This window comes from Marinobacter sp. G5_S1_61_S3 (genome assembly GCF_054968585.1).
Genome location: NZ_JBQKUK010000011.1, coordinates 1 through 17,898, shown reverse-complemented (window position 1 = coordinate 17,898; position 17,898 = coordinate 1). Strand labels below are relative to the sequence as shown.

The 17,898-nt window shown below is 55.1% G+C and carries 21 protein-coding genes and 1 tRNA gene; 7 read left to right on the top strand and 15 right to left on the bottom strand.

The features are described 5' to 3' along the window. Positions 1–2: 2 nt before the first annotated feature. The 5 genes from ACTRWH_RS12215 to ACTRWH_RS12195 form a co-directional block, all read right to left on the bottom strand. The gene (locus ACTRWH_RS12215) at positions 3–935 is read right to left on the bottom strand and encodes an ABC transporter permease (RefSeq protein WP_036202948.1); all 933 of its coding nucleotides are present in this window, start codon (positions 933–935) and stop codon (positions 3–5) included. Beyond that, positions 932–1,981: an ABC transporter permease gene (locus tag ACTRWH_RS12210; protein ID WP_075194986.1), complete on the bottom strand. Its 1,050-nt coding sequence runs from the start codon at positions 1,979–1,981 to the stop codon at positions 932–934. Before ACTRWH_RS12210 ends, ACTRWH_RS12215 begins: the two co-directional genes overlap by 4 nt. 75 nt (positions 1,982–2,056) lie before the next feature. Beyond that, positions 2,057–3,619, bottom strand: a complete 1,563-nt coding sequence (locus tag ACTRWH_RS12205; RefSeq protein WP_075194985.1) for an ABC transporter substrate-binding protein — start codon at positions 3,617–3,619, stop codon at positions 2,057–2,059. A gap of 154 nt (positions 3,620–3,773) precedes the next feature. Beyond that, positions 3,774–4,499 (bottom strand): LrgB family protein, encoded by a 726-nt coding sequence (locus tag ACTRWH_RS12200; RefSeq protein ID WP_462826455.1) that lies wholly within the window; start codon positions 4,497–4,499, stop codon positions 3,774–3,776. Next, entirely contained in the window at positions 4,492–4,857 is a 366-nt protein-coding gene (locus ACTRWH_RS12195; RefSeq protein ID WP_075194983.1) for a CidA/LrgA family protein, read from the bottom strand. Before ACTRWH_RS12195 ends, ACTRWH_RS12200 begins: the two co-directional genes overlap by 8 nt. Before the next feature lie 75 nt (positions 4,858–4,932). Here ACTRWH_RS12195 and ACTRWH_RS12190 point away from each other — a divergent pair, with 75 nt between their 5' ends. From ACTRWH_RS12190 to ACTRWH_RS12165, 6 genes are all read left to right on the top strand, one after another. Further along, a complete protein-coding gene (locus ACTRWH_RS12190; RefSeq protein WP_462826454.1) occupies positions 4,933–5,475 on the top strand; it encodes a YaeQ family protein in 543 nt (180 codons plus the stop codon). 172 nt (positions 5,476–5,647) lie between these two features. Then, a complete protein-coding gene (locus ACTRWH_RS12185; RefSeq protein WP_085681719.1) occupies positions 5,648–6,832 on the top strand; it encodes a thiamine pyrophosphate-dependent dehydrogenase E1 component subunit alpha in 1,185 nt (394 codons plus the stop codon). Position 6,833: 1 nt separating this feature from the next. Beyond that, the gene (locus tag ACTRWH_RS12180; protein WP_036202919.1) at positions 6,834–7,811 is read left to right on the top strand and encodes an alpha-ketoacid dehydrogenase subunit beta; all 978 of its coding nucleotides are present in this window, start codon (positions 6,834–6,836) and stop codon (positions 7,809–7,811) included. 26 nt (positions 7,812–7,837) lie between these two features. Beyond that, positions 7,838–9,448, top strand: coding sequence for a dihydrolipoyllysine-residue acetyltransferase (locus ACTRWH_RS12175; RefSeq protein WP_085681720.1), 1,611 nt, complete (start codon positions 7,838–7,840; stop codon positions 9,446–9,448). A gap of 9 nt (positions 9,449–9,457) precedes the next feature. Beyond that, positions 9,458–11,296 carry a protein kinase domain-containing protein gene (locus tag ACTRWH_RS12170; RefSeq protein ID WP_085681721.1) on the top strand — a complete coding sequence of 613 codons (1,839 nt, stop codon included), beginning with the start codon at positions 9,458–9,460 and terminating at the stop codon, positions 11,294–11,296. A 106-nt stretch (positions 11,297–11,402) separates the two neighbouring features. Then, positions 11,403–11,479: transfer RNA gene (locus ACTRWH_RS12165), tRNA-Arg, on the top strand. Between the two features lie 256 nt (positions 11,480–11,735). Here ACTRWH_RS12165 and ACTRWH_RS12160 read toward each other — a convergent pair. Together ACTRWH_RS12160 and ACTRWH_RS12155 are read right to left on the bottom strand one after the other, a co-directional pair. After that, on the bottom strand, positions 11,736–12,131 hold the full coding sequence (locus ACTRWH_RS12160; protein WP_085681722.1) for a VOC family protein: 396 nt from the start codon (positions 12,129–12,131) through the stop codon (positions 11,736–11,738). A gap of 134 nt (positions 12,132–12,265) precedes the next feature. After that, on the bottom strand, positions 12,266–13,090 hold the full coding sequence (locus ACTRWH_RS12155) for a hypothetical protein (RefSeq protein WP_157665623.1): 825 nt from the start codon (positions 13,088–13,090) through the stop codon (positions 12,266–12,268). A gap of 321 nt (positions 13,091–13,411) precedes the next feature. On the opposite strand from ACTRWH_RS12155, the gene ACTRWH_RS12150 reads away from it, so the two are divergent. After that, entirely contained in the window at positions 13,412–14,206 is a 795-nt protein-coding gene (locus ACTRWH_RS12150) for an IS110 family RNA-guided transposase (protein ID WP_198324870.1), read from the top strand. Between the two features lie 187 nt (positions 14,207–14,393). Here the strand turns inward: ACTRWH_RS12150 and ACTRWH_RS12145 are convergent, their stop codons facing one another. From ACTRWH_RS12145 to ACTRWH_RS12110, 8 genes are all read right to left on the bottom strand, one after another. Beyond that, positions 14,394–14,816, bottom strand: coding sequence for a hypothetical protein (locus ACTRWH_RS12145; RefSeq protein WP_085681724.1), 423 nt, complete (start codon positions 14,814–14,816; stop codon positions 14,394–14,396). Between the two features lie 102 nt (positions 14,817–14,918). Continuing rightward, entirely contained in the window at positions 14,919–15,212 is a 294-nt protein-coding gene (locus ACTRWH_RS12140) for a hypothetical protein (RefSeq protein ID WP_085681725.1), read from the bottom strand. Between the two features lie 138 nt (positions 15,213–15,350). Then, positions 15,351–15,587, bottom strand: a complete 237-nt coding sequence (locus ACTRWH_RS12135; protein WP_085681726.1) for a hypothetical protein — start codon at positions 15,585–15,587, stop codon at positions 15,351–15,353. Between the two features lie 90 nt (positions 15,588–15,677). Beyond that, a complete protein-coding gene (locus ACTRWH_RS12130) occupies positions 15,678–15,992 on the bottom strand; it encodes a hypothetical protein (RefSeq protein WP_085681727.1) in 315 nt (104 codons plus the stop codon). Positions 15,993–16,096: 104 nt separating this feature from the next. After that, positions 16,097–16,411 carry a hypothetical protein gene (locus tag ACTRWH_RS12125; RefSeq protein ID WP_462826453.1) on the bottom strand — a complete coding sequence of 105 codons (315 nt, stop codon included), beginning with the start codon at positions 16,409–16,411 and terminating at the stop codon, positions 16,097–16,099. 79 nt (positions 16,412–16,490) lie between these two features. Next, entirely contained in the window at positions 16,491–17,282 is a 792-nt protein-coding gene (locus ACTRWH_RS12120) for a hypothetical protein (RefSeq protein ID WP_085681728.1), read from the bottom strand. A gap of 46 nt (positions 17,283–17,328) precedes the next feature. After that, a complete protein-coding gene (gene brnA, locus ACTRWH_RS12115) occupies positions 17,329–17,583 on the bottom strand; it encodes a type II toxin-antitoxin system BrnA family antitoxin (protein WP_462826452.1) in 255 nt (84 codons plus the stop codon). Then, positions 17,573–17,836 (bottom strand): BrnT family toxin, encoded by a 264-nt coding sequence (locus ACTRWH_RS12110; protein ID WP_462826451.1) that lies wholly within the window; start codon positions 17,834–17,836, stop codon positions 17,573–17,575. Before ACTRWH_RS12110 ends, brnA begins: the two co-directional genes overlap by 11 nt. Between the last annotated feature and the right edge of the window lie 62 nt (positions 17,837–17,898).

The window sequence follows — 17,898 nt, the reverse complement described above, 5'->3', positions numbered from 1 at the left end:
CGTTACCCCTTGTACAGCCGTGGGTTCATGACATCCCGCAACCAGTCACCCAGCAGGTTGATGACCAATACGAGTACCACCAGCACCAGACCGGGGATCAGGGTGATCCACCAGGAACCACTCTGGATGTAGTCAAAACCGGATTTGATCAGCGAGCCCAGCGACGGCTGGGTTTCCGGCATGCCCAGGCCCAGGAACGACAACGCCGCCTCGGAAATGATCGCGTTGGCGATCTGTACCGTGGCAATGACGAAAATCGGTGACAGGGTATTGGGCAGGATGTGGCGGAACATGATCCGGCGGGTGCGAAACCCCATCACCTTCGCCGCATCCACGTATTCCTTTTTCTTCTCCGCCAGTACCGAGGCCCTCACTGTACGGGCAATCTGAGGCCACTCTGCCACACCAATGATGAAGATCAGCATGTAGATAGCGACTTCGCCGAACATCAGATTGCCAAAGCTGGCCTTAAACACGGCACCGACAATGATCGCGACCATCAGGGTAGAGAACGACAGCTGCACATCGGCAATCCGCATCAGGATGGAGTCGACCCGACCGCCCAGATAGCCCGCCAGCAGGCCGAACAGGATGCCCAGCGCCGCTTGCAGGACAACCGCGCCAAACCCGATCAACAACGACACCCGGGTGCCATACAGAATGGTGGAGAGCAAATCCCTGCCCTGGGCGTCGGTGCCCAGCGGGAAGGCCGGATCGGAGCCATCCAGGCCGACCGGTGGCAGCTCGGAGTTCATGATGTTGATCTGGGCCAGGTCGTAGGGGTCGGCCGGCGCCAGCAAAGGCGCAAAGACGGCCGCCAGCACCATGGACAACAGCACGATAAAGCTGGCAATCGCCACCTTGTCGCGCTTGAAGCTGTACCAGAGGAAGGACTCGCGAAAGCGATCCCAGCGTGAAAGAGTCGCCGTCGTCATGCTTTCTTACCTGTCAGTTTTACGGTGGGATTCACCAGACCGTAGATCAGATCCACCACGGTATTGGTAATCACGAATATCAGGCCTACCACCATCAGGTACGCCACGATCAGGGGAATATCGCTGCGGGTGATGGCCTCCAGGAACATCAGCCCGACACCGGGCCACTGGAACACGGTTTCCGTAAGAATGGTGTAGGCCACCATGATGCCGATCTGCACACCGCCCACGGTAATCACCGGCAGCATGGTGTTCTTGAGCGCGTGCAGGAAATAGACCCGGGAAGAGCTCAGGCCCTTGGCGCGGGCGTACCGGATGTAGTCGCTCTGCAGCACTTCCATCATTTCCGCACGGATCAGGCGGATGAACAGCGGCAGCATGATGGACGCCAGCGATACCGACGGCAGAATCAGGTGCAGGAGGCCGCCCTGGGAGAAAAAGCCGGATTCCCAAGTGCCGAATAACGGCGTCAGGTCATCACCCCGACCGTAGGACGGCAATCCGCCTTCAGTGGATAGTGCGGCGTTCAGCCACTGCCCCCAGCCAGCATCCTGCGGGAACCAGTCGACGGTGATACCGATCGAGAAAATCTGAATCAGTACGATGGCGGTCAGGAACACCGGAATGGAAATCCCGACGGTACTGACCCCCATGAAGAATTTGGACAGCCATGCCTGAGGGCGAATCGCGGCGAACACCCCGATGGGCACCGAGAACACAATAATAATCAGGCTGGCGCCGATCACCAGCTCGAGGGTGGCCGGCAGGTGCTCGAGGATTACGTCCATGGTGGGCTTTCCGTAAAAATAGGAAATACCCAGGTCACCCTGCAGGGCGTTACCGGCAAACCGGACGTATTGCACAACCAATGGGTCATTCAGTCCCATTTCCTCACGGATCGCTTCCCGCTCATCCTGCGAGACGGACATGCCCACCATCTGTTGAAGCGGGTCGCCCAGGCCATCCTGAATGGCGAAAGCAATCACACTGATCACGAACATGACCAGTACGGCCTGGGAAATTCGCTGAACCAAAAACGCTAACATGAAAAATTCCGGGTCAAGCTGCAAACAAAAGGCCGGCTCCGGGCTGATCCGAAGCCGGCCCGCCCATAAAGGCTGTTACTCCACGACCAGGTCGCCCAGGTACGGGAAGTTCATCACGTTGAGGATCGGTTCGATCTTCACGTTCTTCTTGCTGGCCCAGGCCAGGTCCTGCCAGTGCAGGGGAACGAACGCTGCGTCGTCATACAGGCGCTGCTCCACCTCTTTCAGCATGGCCGTGCGCTTGTCCAGGTCCGTCTCGACGTTGGCCTTGTTGACCAGTTCGTCGATCTCCGGGTTGCAGTAGTTACCGGCGTTGTACTGGCCCGAACCGCTGTCCGCATCCGGGCAGAAGGTCAGGAACTCGTAGAAGTTGGCGGAGTCCTCGGTGTCTGCGTGCCAGCCGATCATCATCATGTCGGCGGCGCGGGCGTCATACTCCGGCCAGTATTGGGCTTTCGGCAGCGTTTTCAGATCCACCTTGATGTTGATACGCGCCAGCATGGCGGCAACCGCCTGGGCGATCTTGTCGTCATTCACGTAACGGTTATTGGGCGCCATCATGGAGATGGTGAAACCGTCTTCATAACCGGCTTCTTTCATCAACTGCTGGGCTTTTTCGACATCAAACCGCGTTGCCAGGGATTCGTTGTGGCCCTGGTAACCTTCCGGCGACATCTGAGCGGCCGGGGTAGCGAAGCCCTTCATGATCTTGGCGGCAATGCCTTCCTGGTTGATGGCATAGGCAATGGCCTCGCGCACTTTCGGGTTCTTGAACGCTTCCACCCGGTCCTGGTTCATGTGGAACAGGATGATGCGGGTACCGCTCATGGTCACCAGATCGGCGTTCTTGTCACGGCGAATACGCTCCAGATCGGTCGGCGGCACCGGTGCAATGAAATCCACACCGCCAGACAGCAGCGCGGAGACACGGGTGTTGTTTTCCTTGATCGGAGTCAGCACGATCTTGCCGACGTTACCCGGTGACTCGGTGTCCCAGTAATCGTCGAAGCGCTCAAACTCGACACGCACGCCCTGCTGACGACCGGTAATGACATAAGGGCCTGTGCCGGACAGGTTCTCGGAAGCAAAAGAATTGCCGTGCTTGGTGATGGCGCTCTTGTCTTTCCCGCTTTCGGTCTTACCGGTGTAAAACTCGCTGTCCAGCGGGAAGATGTAAGTCGCGGTGTTCAGCAGCAGCGGGTATGGCTCGTTGGTCACCAGCTCAAAGGTGTAGTCATCAATCACCTTGAGTTCGCTGAACGGTTTGAAGATGGCTTTGTAGTCCTGGCTCTGCTTCAGGCGATTAAAGGTGAACTTGACGTCTTTGGCGGTCAGCTCGTTGCCAGAATGAAAATTCACACCTTCACGCAACTCGAAGCGCATGGTGTTCTCGTCAATACGCTCCCAGCTTTTCGCCAGACGCGGCTCGAAGCCGAGATCCTTGGTCCAGCGGATCAGGGGATCAAAGGTCATGTGGCTTAACTGCAACATGCCGCCGGAGAGCTGTTCGTGAATGTCCAGGCTTACAGGGTCGGCGTCGTACGCCATTTTCAGTTCCTTGTTCGCCTCGGCAGACATCGCCATCGGGGCTGTTGCCAGGGCCATGGAACCAACAAAAGCAGTCAGTAGTGTTTTCATCGCGTTTTCCGTCGCTGTTTTAAGAATTTTTGCGGCACATCGGCGCAACTTCACGCCAGATGTCTGCGCTAAAAACTAGTCGTGGAAAACCCGAACAGCAATCGAAATTGCGACTTGGCGTTATTCGTGAAGTGAATGACCCTGTTTGGGGCGCTTACCAAAGGCGAAACGCCAGCGGCAGAATCAGTGCGGTGAACACCCCTGTAAGCCCCATTCCCAGGGAGGCAAAGGCACCGGCTGTGCGACTGATCTCGAACGCTCGCGCCGTTCCCACCGCATGGCCGTTCAGCCCGAGCGCAAAACCCAGAATGCGGTCGTCGGTGATCGACAGCGCCTTGGAAAGCAGGTCGACAAAGAGCGTTGCGACAACACCGGTCACCAGAAGCCCGCCCATCATCAGCGGCACCGAACCGCCCAGTTGTTCGGTAATACCAATGGCAATGGGCGCGGTCACCGACTTCGGCGCCAGGGACGCCAGCACCAGAGGTGTCGCCCCGAGAGCCCAGGCGATCACGACCGCATACACGGCCGCCAGGGTGGCCGCTATTGGCAGGGTGCACAGAATCGGACGCCACAACGCCCGCACGTGGTGCATCTGCTGGTACAACGGTATACCGAGCGCGACGGTGGCTGGCCCGAGCAACAGCATCAGCCACTGGGCTCCCTGCTGATAACGGGTGTAATCCAGTGACAGTAGCGCGATGGTGGCCGACAACAGGAAGGCCGAAAGCACCACCGGTGGCAACCAAAGCGGTCGCCCCATCCTCCGGAAAAGCCAGTTGCCCGCGAAGAACGCGCCCAGGGTTAACCCAATCGCCAGTATCGGGCTCGCAGACAGGGTATTGGGAAGTGCGAGAAAACGCTCCAGGAGATCAGTCATCCGACGCTCTCCGCTGCCCTGCTTTGACCAGAGACGCCATCAGCAGCAGCGTGGTCAGTACACTCAAAAAGGTGCCCACCAAGAGCGCCCCCGCCACCGCCAGCCACTGGCCGCTGAACTGATCAGCAGAGAAGAACACACCCACCACGCCCGGCATGATCAGCAGCACCAGCACCGAAATCAGTCCCTGGCTCGCCGTGGCCAGGTCATCACTGACACTGCCCTTCAGCATCAGCGTGATTGTCATCAGAATCATGCCCAGCACACCGCCGCTGACCGGAATCAGGAAAACCAGTCGCAAGGCTTCGCCAAGCATGAAACATAAAACCAGAGTCAGGAAACCCCGCAACATCGACATATTGTCATGCTCATCAAGTAACGAATTGCTCTACACTAGCCCATACCCAAAGTTTGACACCAGTTCGGATACCCCATGGCGCTCAAGGCAACCATCTTTAAAGCAACACTGAACATCGCGGATATGGACCGGCACTATTACGGTGACCACCACCTCACCATCGCCCGCCACCCGTCCGAGACCGACGAGCGCATGATGATACGCCTGCTGGCTTTCATACTGAACGCCAGCGAGAGCCTGGAATTCACCAAAGGGATCAGCACGGACGACGAGCCGGATCTGTGGCAAAAAAGCCTGAGCGACGAGATCGAACTGTGGATCGAGCTCGGCCTGCCCGACGAGAGCCGCCTGCGCAAGGCCTGCAACCGGGCGGATCAGGTTATCCTGTACACCTACGGTGGCCGCGCCGTGCCACTGTGGTGGGAGAAACACCAGGGCAAACTGACCCGCTTCGACAACCTCACCATCATCGACCTGCCGACAGACGACACCGAATCTCTGGCTGCCCTGGCTGAGCGCGGCATGAACCTGCAATGCACCGTCCAGGACGGCACCGTCAATATTGGCAATGACGACACGCTCGTCAGTGTGACACCTGTACCGCTCTACCCTGAGTAAAAAATCCCCCGTCGGGGTCTACCAGATCGATCCAGTTTACGTTAAGGTAAACTTTAGCCGATATTGACCCGGGCCACACCAGGTTCCGTCAGTTTGGCTATACTCAAAGCAAGCATCGACACCCTCACAAGGGGTGTTTTGTTCCTCAGGCCACTACCCCAGGAAGAGGATTATGACAACAACAAAATCCAAAGTTGTTTATAACCCGGTTTTTACCGACGGTGCGGAGTTCCGAATTCCCACCTTCAAGTTACTCAAGCAGGACGGCTCGCTCTACAAAGGCGCCAAGGCTCCTGAGCTCGACAAAGACAAAGCCCTGCGCATCTACCGGGCGATGGTCACCACCCGGATTCTCGACGAACGCATGCTCGCGGCCCAACGGCAGGGGCGCCTGAGCTTTTACATGCAGTGCACCGGCGAGGAAGCCGCGGTTATTGGCAGTACCGCCGCACTGGATGACGCCGACATGATCATGGCTCAGTACCGTGAACAGGGCTCTCTGACCTATCGCGGTTTTTCTATTGATGAGTTCATGAACCAGCTGTTCGGCAACGAACTGGACTATGGCAAAGGTCGCCAGATGCCAGTTCATTACGGTTCCCGCAAGCTGAACTACATGACCATTTCCTCGCCACTGGCCACGCAAATCCCTCAGGCCACGGGCTACGCCTACGGTCAGAAACTGGCGGGCGAAGGCCACTGCACCATCACCTACTTTGGCGAAGGCGCCGCTTCGGAAGGAGACTTCCACGCTGCCCTGAACATGGCCGCCGTCCACCGCGTTCCGGTTATTTTCCTGTGCCGGAACAACGGCTACGCCATTTCCACCCCCGCCGCCGAGCAGTTCGCCGCTGACGGCGTGGCACCCAGGGCCTACGGCTATAAGATGGACGTGATCCGTGTTGACGGCAACGACATCCTCGCCGTGCATGAGGCCACCAAGGCTGCCCGCAAACTGGCGGTGGAACACAACCGGCCGGTGCTGATTGAAACCATGACCTACCGCCTGGCGGCACACTCATCCTCGGACGACCCCTCCGGCTATCGCAGCAAGGACGAGGAAGCGGTATGGCGCGAGAAAGACCCTATCCTGCGCATGCGTCTCTGGCTCGAACGCAAGAAGTGGTGGAGCGAGGACGATGAGAAACAGCTGCAGGAAAACATGCGCCGGGAAGTGCTCGAAACCATGAAACGGGCACAGAAGCGGCCGCCACCCGCGCTCGACACCCTGGTGAGCGACGTCTACGACGAGGTGCCGCCGGGGCTGGCCGAGCAATTCGACAAACTCAAGGCGCACATCCGCCGGCATCCGGACGAATATCCGAAAACCGCAGAACAAGCAAAGGGAGGTGCGTGAGATGACCCAGATGAATATGCTCCAGGCCATCAACAACGCCCTCGACACTGCCATGGCCGCCAACGAGCGGGTGCTGTGTTTCGGTGAAGACGTGGGCATTTTCGGTGGTGTATTCCGCGCCACCAGCAACCTGCAACAGAAATACGGCAAGGACCGCTGTTTCAACACGCCGCTGGTCGAGCAGGGTATCGTCGGTTTTGCCAACGGCCTGGCCGCACAGGGTTCCGTGCCCGTGGCCGAGATTCAGTTTGCCGATTACATTTTCCCGGCCTTCGACCAGATCGTGAACGAGTCGGCCAAGTTCCGTTATCGCTCGGGCAGTCTGTTCGACGTGGGCGGGCTAACGATTCGTGCGCCCTACGGCGGCGGCATCGCCGGCGGGCTTTACCACTCACAATCGCCGGAAGCCTACTTTGCCCACACACCGGGCCTGAAGATCGTGGTGCCACGCAACCCGCATCAGGCCAAGGGCCTGCTACTGGGCGCCATCCACGACCCCAACCCAACCCTGTTCTTTGAACCCAAGCGCCTCTACCGCGCCTCCGTCGGGGAAGTGCCCGACGAAGACTACCGGCTGCCGCTGGGCGAAGCCGAAGTGATCAAGGAAGGCACCGATATCACCGTGTTGGGCTGGGGTGCGCAGATGGAAGTGATTGAGCACGCCGTCGAACGGGCGGAGAAAGAAGGCATTTCCTGTGAAGTCATCGACCTGAGAACCATCCTGCCCTGGGATGTGGAAACCGTGGCCAAGTCGGTACTCAAGACCGGGCGCCTGGTGGTCACTCACGAAGCGCCACTGACCGGTGGTTTTGCCGGTGAAATCGCGGCGACCATACAGGAGCGCTGCTTCCTGTACCTGGAATCCCCGATCGCTCGCGTGACCGGGATGGACACCCCCTTCCCGCTGGTGCTGGAAAAAGAGCATCTGCCCAATCACCTGAAGGTCTATGAGGCCATCAGGTCGAGCGTGGATTTCTAGGTTGATATCAGGACAGGAGAGCAATCATGAGTGATTTTATACTGCCCGATATCGGCGAAGGTATCGTGGAGTGCGAACTGGTCAAGTGGCTGGTCAGCGAAGGCGACATCATCGAAGAAGACCAGCCGGTGGCCGAAGTCATGACCGACAAGGCGCTGGTGGAGATCCCGGCGCCCTATAAAGGCAAGGTGACGCGCCTCTATCACAAGGAAGGGGACATCGCGAAAGTGCACGCCCCGTTGTTTGAACTGGTGGAGGAAGGCGGCGACAGCCAGCAAGATTCAACGCCTGAGCCCAAAGCCCCGGAAACGGCCAGCGAAACGCCGGCAACCCAGGCACAAGCAAGCTCCGGCGAAGCCGATGGCGATGACCCAACGGAGGACTTCATCCTTCCCGACATCGGCGAAGGCATCGTCGAATGCGAAGTGGTGGAATGGCGCGTGGCCGAGGGCGACGAGATCGAAGAAGACCAGCCGGTGGTGGACGTCATGACCGACAAGGCCATGGTCGAGATCACCGCCCCCAAGGCCGGCCGTGTCACGAAGCTTTACCATAAGCAGCAGGAAATGGCGCGGGTGCATTCACCGCTGTTTGAGTTCGTTCCCCGTGAGCGTGACGAGCCGGCTCAGGCCCAGAAAACGTCACACGCAGCCCCGGAAGCAGAATCGAAACCAACGCCGACCACCGCGCAACCCGTTGTATCCCGCAACCAACCGCGGACGCCGGCCAGCCCGGCTGTACGCCGCATTGTCCGCGAACACGACCTGGACCTGGCGGACATCACAGGTTCCGGCAAGGATGGCCGGGTACTGAAGGCCGATGTACTGGCTCATCTCGACAAACCCGCCACAACCTCACCGGCACAGGACAGCTCCGGCGAATCGCAATCGGCAAGCTCAGGCGGTGAGCGCCGCCGGCCATCCCGGGAACAGGAAGTGCGCGTTGAGCCCATCCGCGGCATGAAAGCCGCTATGGCCCGCAGCATGGTTACCTCGGCGACCACCATTCCCCACTTCATCTACAGTGAGGACATCGATGTCACCGACCTGCTCAAACTACGGGAACAGCTGAAACCAGAAGCTGAAGCCAGCGGATCAAGGCTGACTCTGATGCCCTTCTTCATGAAGTCCATGGCCCTGGCGGTGCAGGAATACCCGGTACTCAACAGCCGCCTCAACGACGACGTCACCGAGATCCACTACCAGCCGCAGTGCAATATCGGCATGGCCGTGGACGGCAAGGCCGGGCTGATGGTTCCCAACATCAAGGGCGTGGAAGACCTGACCCTGCTGGGTATCGCCGACGAGGTAGCGCGCCTGACCGAGGCTGCCCGCTCGGGCCGTGTCAGCCAGGAGGATCTCAAGGGTGGCACCATCACCATTTCCAATATTGGCGCTTTGGGTGGCACCTACGCAGCCCCGATCATCAACCCACCGGAAGTGGCGATTGTGGCCCTTGGCCGTACCCAGAAACTGCCGCGCTTTGACAGCAATGGCCAGGTGGTCGAGCGGGCCATCATGACCGTGAGCTGGGCAGGCGACCATCGCATTATTGATGGCGGCACCATTGCGCGCTTCTGCAATCGCTGGAAAGGCTACCTGGAATCGCCGCAGTCGATGCTGCTGCATCTGGGCTGACGGAGCATCATGGCGCAGAAGACGCAACTGCAGCAGTTCTACATCCCAGAAGAGCAGTCGATCTATCTGCTCAGCCATGACGATGCCAAGAAACTCAAGGACTGGGTGGCGCTCTGCGCCGCCCAGCTCCGCCAACTGGGTTACCAGGACATCGAACTGATCGGCAAAGGCGCCTACGGCTTCGTATTCGCCGGCCGCCTGCCACACCAGGACAGCTCCGGCCCCGAACACGTCTTCAAATTCACCCGCATCAACCTTCCCCAACACCTGCAGGACCGACTGGAGGATGAAGCCTATATCCTCGAGCAGGTCCGGCATCCGAGGGTGCCTCGCCTGGTTGCCTATCAACGGGCCCACAACCAACCCATCCTGGTGATGGAACGCGCGGCAGGCCTGAACCTGGAAGAGGTGTCCCTGCGGGAGGGCCGACTGAAGCCCAGACTGGTCATGCGGATTGCCGACCAGATTGCGGATATCCTGCGCAACCTGCGCCGCGAGAATGGCCCCTCGGGGCGCCCCATCGTGCACGGTGACATCAAACCCTCGAACCTGGTGTTTGACGCCAGCACCGAGAACATTGCCCTGATCGACTGGGGCTCGTCGGTGTTCGCCCAGCTGGACGCTAACCAGCAGTTCCTCACCACCAACGTGATGGAATTGATGTCCGATAACCTGCAACAGACCAACGCCCGGTTGGGGGATGTCTACTTTATCGGCGAGGAACAACTGAACGGTGGGCTGTCTTCCCCTCGTTTTGATGAACAGGGCGCTGCGGGCACATTGTATGCGCTGGCATCCGGCCAGTCTTGCCGGTTCGGGCACCAGGCCATTCCCGCCGCGTCCCTCGGGCTGCCGATGGAGTTCGCCCGCATGCTCGACGGAATGCTGTCTCCGGACCCACAGACGCGGCGAAAAGCCGGTGACTACTACCTGAACGAAATGTCGCGAATGGCACGCACGGTGATGATCGATCTCACGGAACCACCGCTGGCCCCCATGGTGCCGGTGTGGACCCGCGCCTCCGATCATGAAATCGACACGGTCGTTTACAGCTCCCGGAAGTCTTTCCTCCGCCAGGAAGGCGCCCCGGAAACCCTCAATGATGTGAACGATGTGCAGCTGGACCGCTACTATAAAAATTTCATGCAAGGCATGGGAGAAACCGAAAAAGCCTTCCTGGCCGCCGTCAGCCGACTGGGGCGGTATCCCGTCGAAGGAGGACTCGCCGTGCGCTGGGAAACCGATGGCGTTTATATCGACACGTCCCTGAACCTGCACGACCCGACACTGAAAACCGCATTTATCCGTGCCGTCAACAACATGGTGTACCTGGCCCAGGCCATCTACCGCCAGGGGATATTCAAGAGTTGCCTGTTCAACGCCCGCAACACCCTGCACATCGACCGCGCCGAACCCGACCAGCCTTTCGTGCCCGAGCCCGGCATGCAATTGAAATACGAAGTCAGCGCCGCGCCGGAAGTGGAAGACGAGTCACGGGTGCACTCCTACTTCGAAGACGGCCCCGACCCGGAAGAATTCCTGGTGCTGCCGCAAACCATCATCACCGCGCTGGAATCCCTCAACGACATCCACCACACCGGCATGATCATCTTCGAGGCCCTGCCCCGCCACCTCAAGATCCACAGCCATTACCGCCTGCTGGACCCGGACCGGGAAAGTGAATTCAGCCGCCTGCTGGATGAGATACTGTCCGCGGTCGGCCAGATCACTGGCCTGGGGGTATCCGGCTTCATGAAAATGCCCTACAAGGACACCCGCTTCTTCCCTCATATCGAACGGCTGCCGGAGCGTTACTACCCCAAAAACCCCCGGACAACGAATGGTTGATTCAAGGCCTTTGACTGAATTCTTTGATACCAACAGGGCTAGACAGAGAACACCATCACACGTAAGATTGCGCACTCGAAATTGACGCACCTTGCATCGATTTCTTCCGCCCGTAGCTCAGCTGGATAGAGCGTTGCCCTCCGGAGGCAAAGGTCTCAGGTTCGAATCCTGACGGGCGGGCCATTAATTTGGCAAATCAATGAGTTATCCTCAAGAAAGCCTCATCACCTGTTTCACTCGCACCTGAGCAATCCGAAAACCTCTGATTCGATCAGTGACCTTTGCACGGCTTTCAGCCCACCTTCTCTATGGCACAGCCGCTCTACGATAGTTAAGCAAATAGATTCGCTTGGTACTCTTAGGTCGCAAAGCGAACATTCGGATGGAACAGCTGAACTGGGTGTAATGCAGAAAGTGGTATCGCCCCACAGCCACTTACTTAAGCATTAAGCTGACGAACGAAGCCGGCTTCATCTCTAACACCGACCCGATTGCCATCGGGATCACTGATATTGATGGTCCTGCCCCAAGGGTTTTCTGTGATGTCAACGTCGATGCCCCATGCTCTAATTTCTGCCAAGGCCTTCTCTAGGTCCTTGACGTTGAAACGCAGCTTGAAGCTCCCCTCTTTGGGCGACTTGACGCCGCTCTTTGCTTTGCCGCCTTGTTCCACCATCAAGTAACTCTCTCCGTATTCGAGGCAGGTTAGCTTAAAGCCGTTCTCGTCTTTCGCGAACAGCTGACGCAGGCCAAAGAGGTCTCGATAGAACGCCACACACGCCTCAAAATTTTCCGTGTTCAGAATTATTCCGTAGCGGGCTATATTCGCGTGCATGAACCTTCCTTGTGCTTAACGCCAACAGCACGCGCGGCTACGGAATGGAGGCGAAGCCGCAATGTAGTAGACGTCGCCGTGGCTGTGTTTGTTAGGCGGTCCCCTCTAATATAGAACTGCCTACTCTGCTGTTATTATGGATTTCCAGATTGAGTGTTGAACGTCAAATCGGAGTACTTCCCAGTTCGACCTTCGCGAAATTTTATTACGTTTGAGGCAACCTCCTCCTCTGGAGCGACTTCGTCTATCTTTTTACAAAGAGCCTCTATGTCAGGGGCTTCTGCAATAGCTTCTGCAATAGAAAGAGTTTCATAGAGGGGTGCAGGAAGTCGCCCTACAATTAAATGGCCTTCATCTAGCAACAGATGCCTGCTAGACACGGGGCCAGTCCAACCACCACGATGATTATCCCAATGTACGCCACCCAACTTGTTCGCAACAAACTTCACTAACTCAAGACGGCTTACGCCTGCTGCCCCCGAAATCACACAGGCTGAGTTCAGAAATTCAGGTAGTGAAAAGTCTCTTTTCGCGCCATGATCGAAAAGACTCTGGATCTCTTTGGCTTTTTCTCCTGGATTGTTTCTATCATATTCATCTTTTGGTATTACCAACAGAAAGTAACCAACATGTTGAGCTCCTTCAGTTGCAGCTCCGCCTGCATAGGCATAGTGAATATATTTCGGCGGAACCCTTGCCAACATTGCTTCCAGATCGGTCGCAGGTATGGTTGGGCTGCCACTCTCGAAACAGATATTCCAGCCGGCCTGCAGTAAACCTTCGTGTAGTAATCTACGAAGAACACCACTTGATAACCGGACCTCTGTGCGGCTTGGTCTGCCAAAATTTAGATTTCGGAGAAATAGCAGGTCATCTCGAATCGTTCTGAGTAACTCTGGAGTTTCAGCGGGCGTTACAACTTTCTTTCTGTTCCTGCGTCTTCCTTTTGATTTGCTCATACTAAAGCCCTCGCAAACTGACGCACACAGCTGTGCTCATTGCCTAACGCTTGCAGCATGCGCGCCCACGGAATGGAGCCGAAGGCGCAATGTAATGGGCGTCGCCGTGCCTGCACTTGTATGGATAATTTCTGCCGTGTTTGGGTAAATTGAGGCCCACCCCCAGTGGCCGCTGGGGGCCTTCATGCAGCAGCTCGATGCTTGCCTGGCTCCTCTTTCGAGAGACCGATAACAAGTGTGTAGCGCTGCATGACTCTCAAGCGATAACTCGAACAGTCATCGGGGCCTCGAGCCCGTATAGCAAGGCAGAGTCAGCTTATTATGAACAACACGGAAATCCAAACCCCAGTCAACGTCGGTGTCGATGTCGGTAAAGCCAACCTGGACATCGCTCTTCATCCCTCCGGGCAGTTCCATACCATTCCAAATACCGAAGCCCACATCCGGCATTTCGTTAAAATTCTCCAAAACTACAACGTCGAACGCATCGTTGTGGAAGCCTCAGGGCGGTACGAACATGCGCTGGTTCAAGCCTGCGACCAGGCTGGTTTGCCCATCATTGTGGTCAATCCCGTCAGCGTTCGGCGCTACGCTCAGGCTATCGGTGTGCTCGCCAAAACCGACCGGATCGATGCACAGGTCATTGCCCTGTATGCCGCCACGCTAAAGCCTGAGATCAAGCCGATTCCGGATAAGACTCCCCAGAAAATTAAGGACTTACTGATTCGACGCTCTCAGCTTCTGGAAATGTCCACCATGGAGAAAAATCGTCTCCAGATACTGCCCAAATACCTTCACCGGTCTATCAGAAGCCTGCTCAGAATGCTCCAGAGCCAGATTGAAACCGTGACCCGACAGATCGACCAAGAGGTCGCCAAAGTCGATCAGTGGCGTACCAAAATGGAGATCATGACCAGCGTACCTGGTGTTGGGAAGGTCCTTGCCTACACCTTCCTGAGTGAGCTCCCGGAACTCGGTTCGCTGAACCGTAAGGAGATTGCTGCGCTCGTCGGCGTGGCACCCATCAACCGGGACAGCGGCAAGCTCAATGGAAAGCGGCGGATACGAGGTGGCCGGCACAGAGTTCGAACCGTGATGTTCATGGCCATGCTCTAATCCATCCAATGCAATCCGGTTTTCAAACGCTTTTACGAACGTCTCAAGGCCCAGGGGAAGATCCCAAAAGTAGCCCTCATTGCCTGTATGAGAAAGATGATCGTGGTGCTCAATACCATGGTCAAAAACCAGGAGCCGTGGCGCGAAAATAAGGCTTAATGTGTGCGATTGACACCACAGTCACTTGTTAGGCATTTTCTCCCTCCAGCTTTATTCCCATCGTCATTGGTGGAAAGACATGCCTGATTACAATTTTGCTTCCATCCTCTAGAACTAGGTCAAATTGATTGTTTGCGTTCTCGCCCAAGTAATCAGTTTGAATCACTTTTTCTACTCTCATCGGAAGACACGAAACTTCGAACCTCTCCGTAAAATTCGCTGCTTCAACGTTTTCTAATGCCAACCCCAGACTTGGATAGCGCCCAGAAATTTCCACTTCGCATGGCTGCACAGAGAAGACCGTTTTGTCCTCAAATTCCAAATTTAGGTCGTAGCAAATCAGAAAGCCCTCATTGGTATCGTCCTGCCATGCTGGATGAACCTTTTGGTGGTTCCTCCCAACTCGGACAGCCGAAAGGACCTTTCCACGTAAATTTCTGAAGTCAGCCATAAATATGCCTAACGCCAGCCATAAGCGGCGCCCTGACAAGGGCGTCCGGTGTAGGGCCAAAGGCCCGGAACAACCTTAATGGCATTGTTATACATCTCGACCTCAATGAACCTCTTCGACAAGAAATTCAAACCCGCCGATAAAACGATTGAGGATATTGTAGAAAAAGCAGCCAATCACGACTGATATGTAGCCGAAAATCAGGTAGAGCAACGGGAAAATAAAGAACACAAAAGTTGGAAACCCAACGGTGTTTCCGTCCGGGCCCACCGACGGACCAGCAAGGTTCATCATCAAAATCATGGGTAAGAAAATTGGCAATGTGGCAACTGCCATGAGCACCCCAAAAACCTTTCCATTTTGGTGCGGTGAGAGACGTTTAATCTGTTTTTTCATGGTCAGACTCCTTTCTGTGAGTAGTTATTTTCCTAATGTATAACGCCCCAAGCAGGGGCATATTTTGTGTTTTGAGCGCAGCGAAACAAAATATGTCCCACTGCCTTGGCTTGTTATGTGTGGCTGCGCAAGCTCCCACTACAGCCCTTCTTTTGCCCGAGAAATTGCAGCCTCAATAGCCGCCTTGGCTTGCGGGCTATTTTTCCAGCAAGTTGTCCTCAGCATTGAGGCAACCATTTCCGCTATGTCATCCGCCTGATAAGTAGCCAAGTCAGAAAGAGTATCTATTCCAATTTCCTCAAATCTTTTCAGGACGGTAGGGCCAACCCCTTTAACAGATAATAGTGCTTCTCTTTCTAAATCAGAAAATGCCACACGACCTCCTTACAAGGCACATAACGCCCGGCGCAGCGGGCTAGTTGTAGCGAGGCACGAGCGGAAACTGGGTCCGGCTGCCGCCACTTGTTAAGTGTTTGGTTTAGCATTGACCCGAACTCCTTCGCCAGAAAAAACCCAGCCGCTTAAATCACCTTGCTGGATTTTGATTGCCATAAAATCCTTACCGTAACGAATGCGCCGCACGTCATATTTCTCACCCACATATGCCTCGAATACGACACTACAGTCTGGCTGATCGTGATAGCCACATTCCCAGTCAGTATATGCGGACGCCGTGCCAGTGATCTCCACGACATTCTCCCGGTCGGAAGCGATATCTATAAACCACACGCCCAGAACAACCAAGGCAGATGCAACCACTAAACCCATACTCAATTTCATAGCGACACTTAACGCCTGCGTAAACGGCGGATTTTGCGCAGCGAAGCGGAGCAAAAGCCGTCCGGTGGAGGGCCATTAGGCCCGGAACGTATTTGACGCACTTGTTAAGTGTTTGGCTCAGCATAGATCCTCACCTCTTTGCCAGAGAAGATCCAGCCGCTTAAACCGTCTTGTTGGATTTCGATTGCCATAAAGTCCTTACCGTACCGTATGCGCTGCACGCCATATTTGGCATCCGCCCTTGTCTCGAATACCACGCTACACCCTGATTGATTGGAATAGCCACAATCCCAGTCAGGGTATGCGGACACCGGAGCAGTAACCTCAACGACCTTGGTTCGGTCGGTAGCAATGTCCATTCCCCAAACGCCCAAAATCACTAATGTGAGTACGAGAAATAGGCCTGTGATCAGCTTCATAGATACACTTAACGCCTTGCTCACCGGAAAATTGGGAGCGCAGCGACTAATTTTTCCGCGTGCAGCAACTTGTTAGATTTTAGCTGCACGAAAGCACCCTTAGCTCGTTCTCACCTGGCAACATGACCGAACTGAGCTCTTCAGGATTTGCATAAATAGCCTGTAGCCAATCCATTTGGGGAGGTTCGCTCTCATCCACTAGCACTCTATTTTGTGCTGGCCCAAGAAATACAGCCGCGCCTTTTACCACCTTACCTGGACATTTCACATGCTGATTAAAATCGAATGAGTGGGCTACTAAGTAGGCTTTCTTATGCAAAACATCATCATTAAGCTTGGTCTCAACAAGGAGCCACCCAACTCCACCAATCAGCAACCCAGAAATAGCGAAGATAAAAGTTTGAAATGACTTATGATTTCCTGCGCCGCCAGTAAACAGGTAATAGACAAACGCCACTACACCCCAGACTGTGAAAACGCTTAAAAGAACCTTACTCAAAATGAATGTTTTAAGTATGGTCATAATATACAAAGTTCCTGAAAATGCTGAAGCGGAGATACCAAACACAGAGTTTATTTCGATTGAGGCTTGTCTATTACTCTCAAGAAGAAGAATGGCTATTACAACACTGAATGCAACTTTTGACCCCCATTCTCCTGCCATGGTTTTAACAAACCGTGTATTACCGACAAACAAGAATATGTAGTAAACAAATAAAATTAATCCAAACCAAATGACGGCTGGAGCGTAATCACTTTTACTGTCAGCAAGACTTCCGCCAACCAAAAAAACGATTATGAATCCCAACAGACCTATACCGGTAATCCATAGGCTTTTCTCATTCTCAAGTTTGTTTTTTTCTTCGGTCAAAGGGAGCTTCCTCTAAAAAATCTAACGCCTCAAGAACTGGTGCAGTTTACTGCGTCCGGTTGCTTGACTTGTTAAAAGTTGATTGCTCCAAACGTTCAGCAAGCCATACCTTGATAATGGATTGGCGAGTAACACCAAGACGTGTTGCTTCTTTATCAAGGGACTCAATCATCCAGGTAGGAAAGTCTACGTTGACTCTCTTCTGAGTTTGATTGGGACGCTTAATTGTTGATAGATCGAGCTCATCAACGATATCCGATTGGTTATCGTCGAACTTCTTATCCAGTGATTTAGCTTTCATAGAGTGCCACCTCAGATTCCCGGGACCGCCTGACTGAGATAATCCGAATCTTGTCTTTACGGTAAGTAATAATTGCAGACCAATGCTTCCCGCCGATCATGCCGACCACCAAAGCCCTTGGCTCATCCTCTGATTTAGCCATAATTTCAATAAAATCAGTGTCTTGCCAGATGGCTTGGGCTTGAACAAAGTCAATCCCATGCTTTTTCTGGTTAGATTCACTCTTCTTTGGGTCAAATTCAAAAGAATACATAGGTATAAAAAATATACCTTTATGGAGGGCCTGGCAAGATGTAATTTTAGCCTTTTAACGCC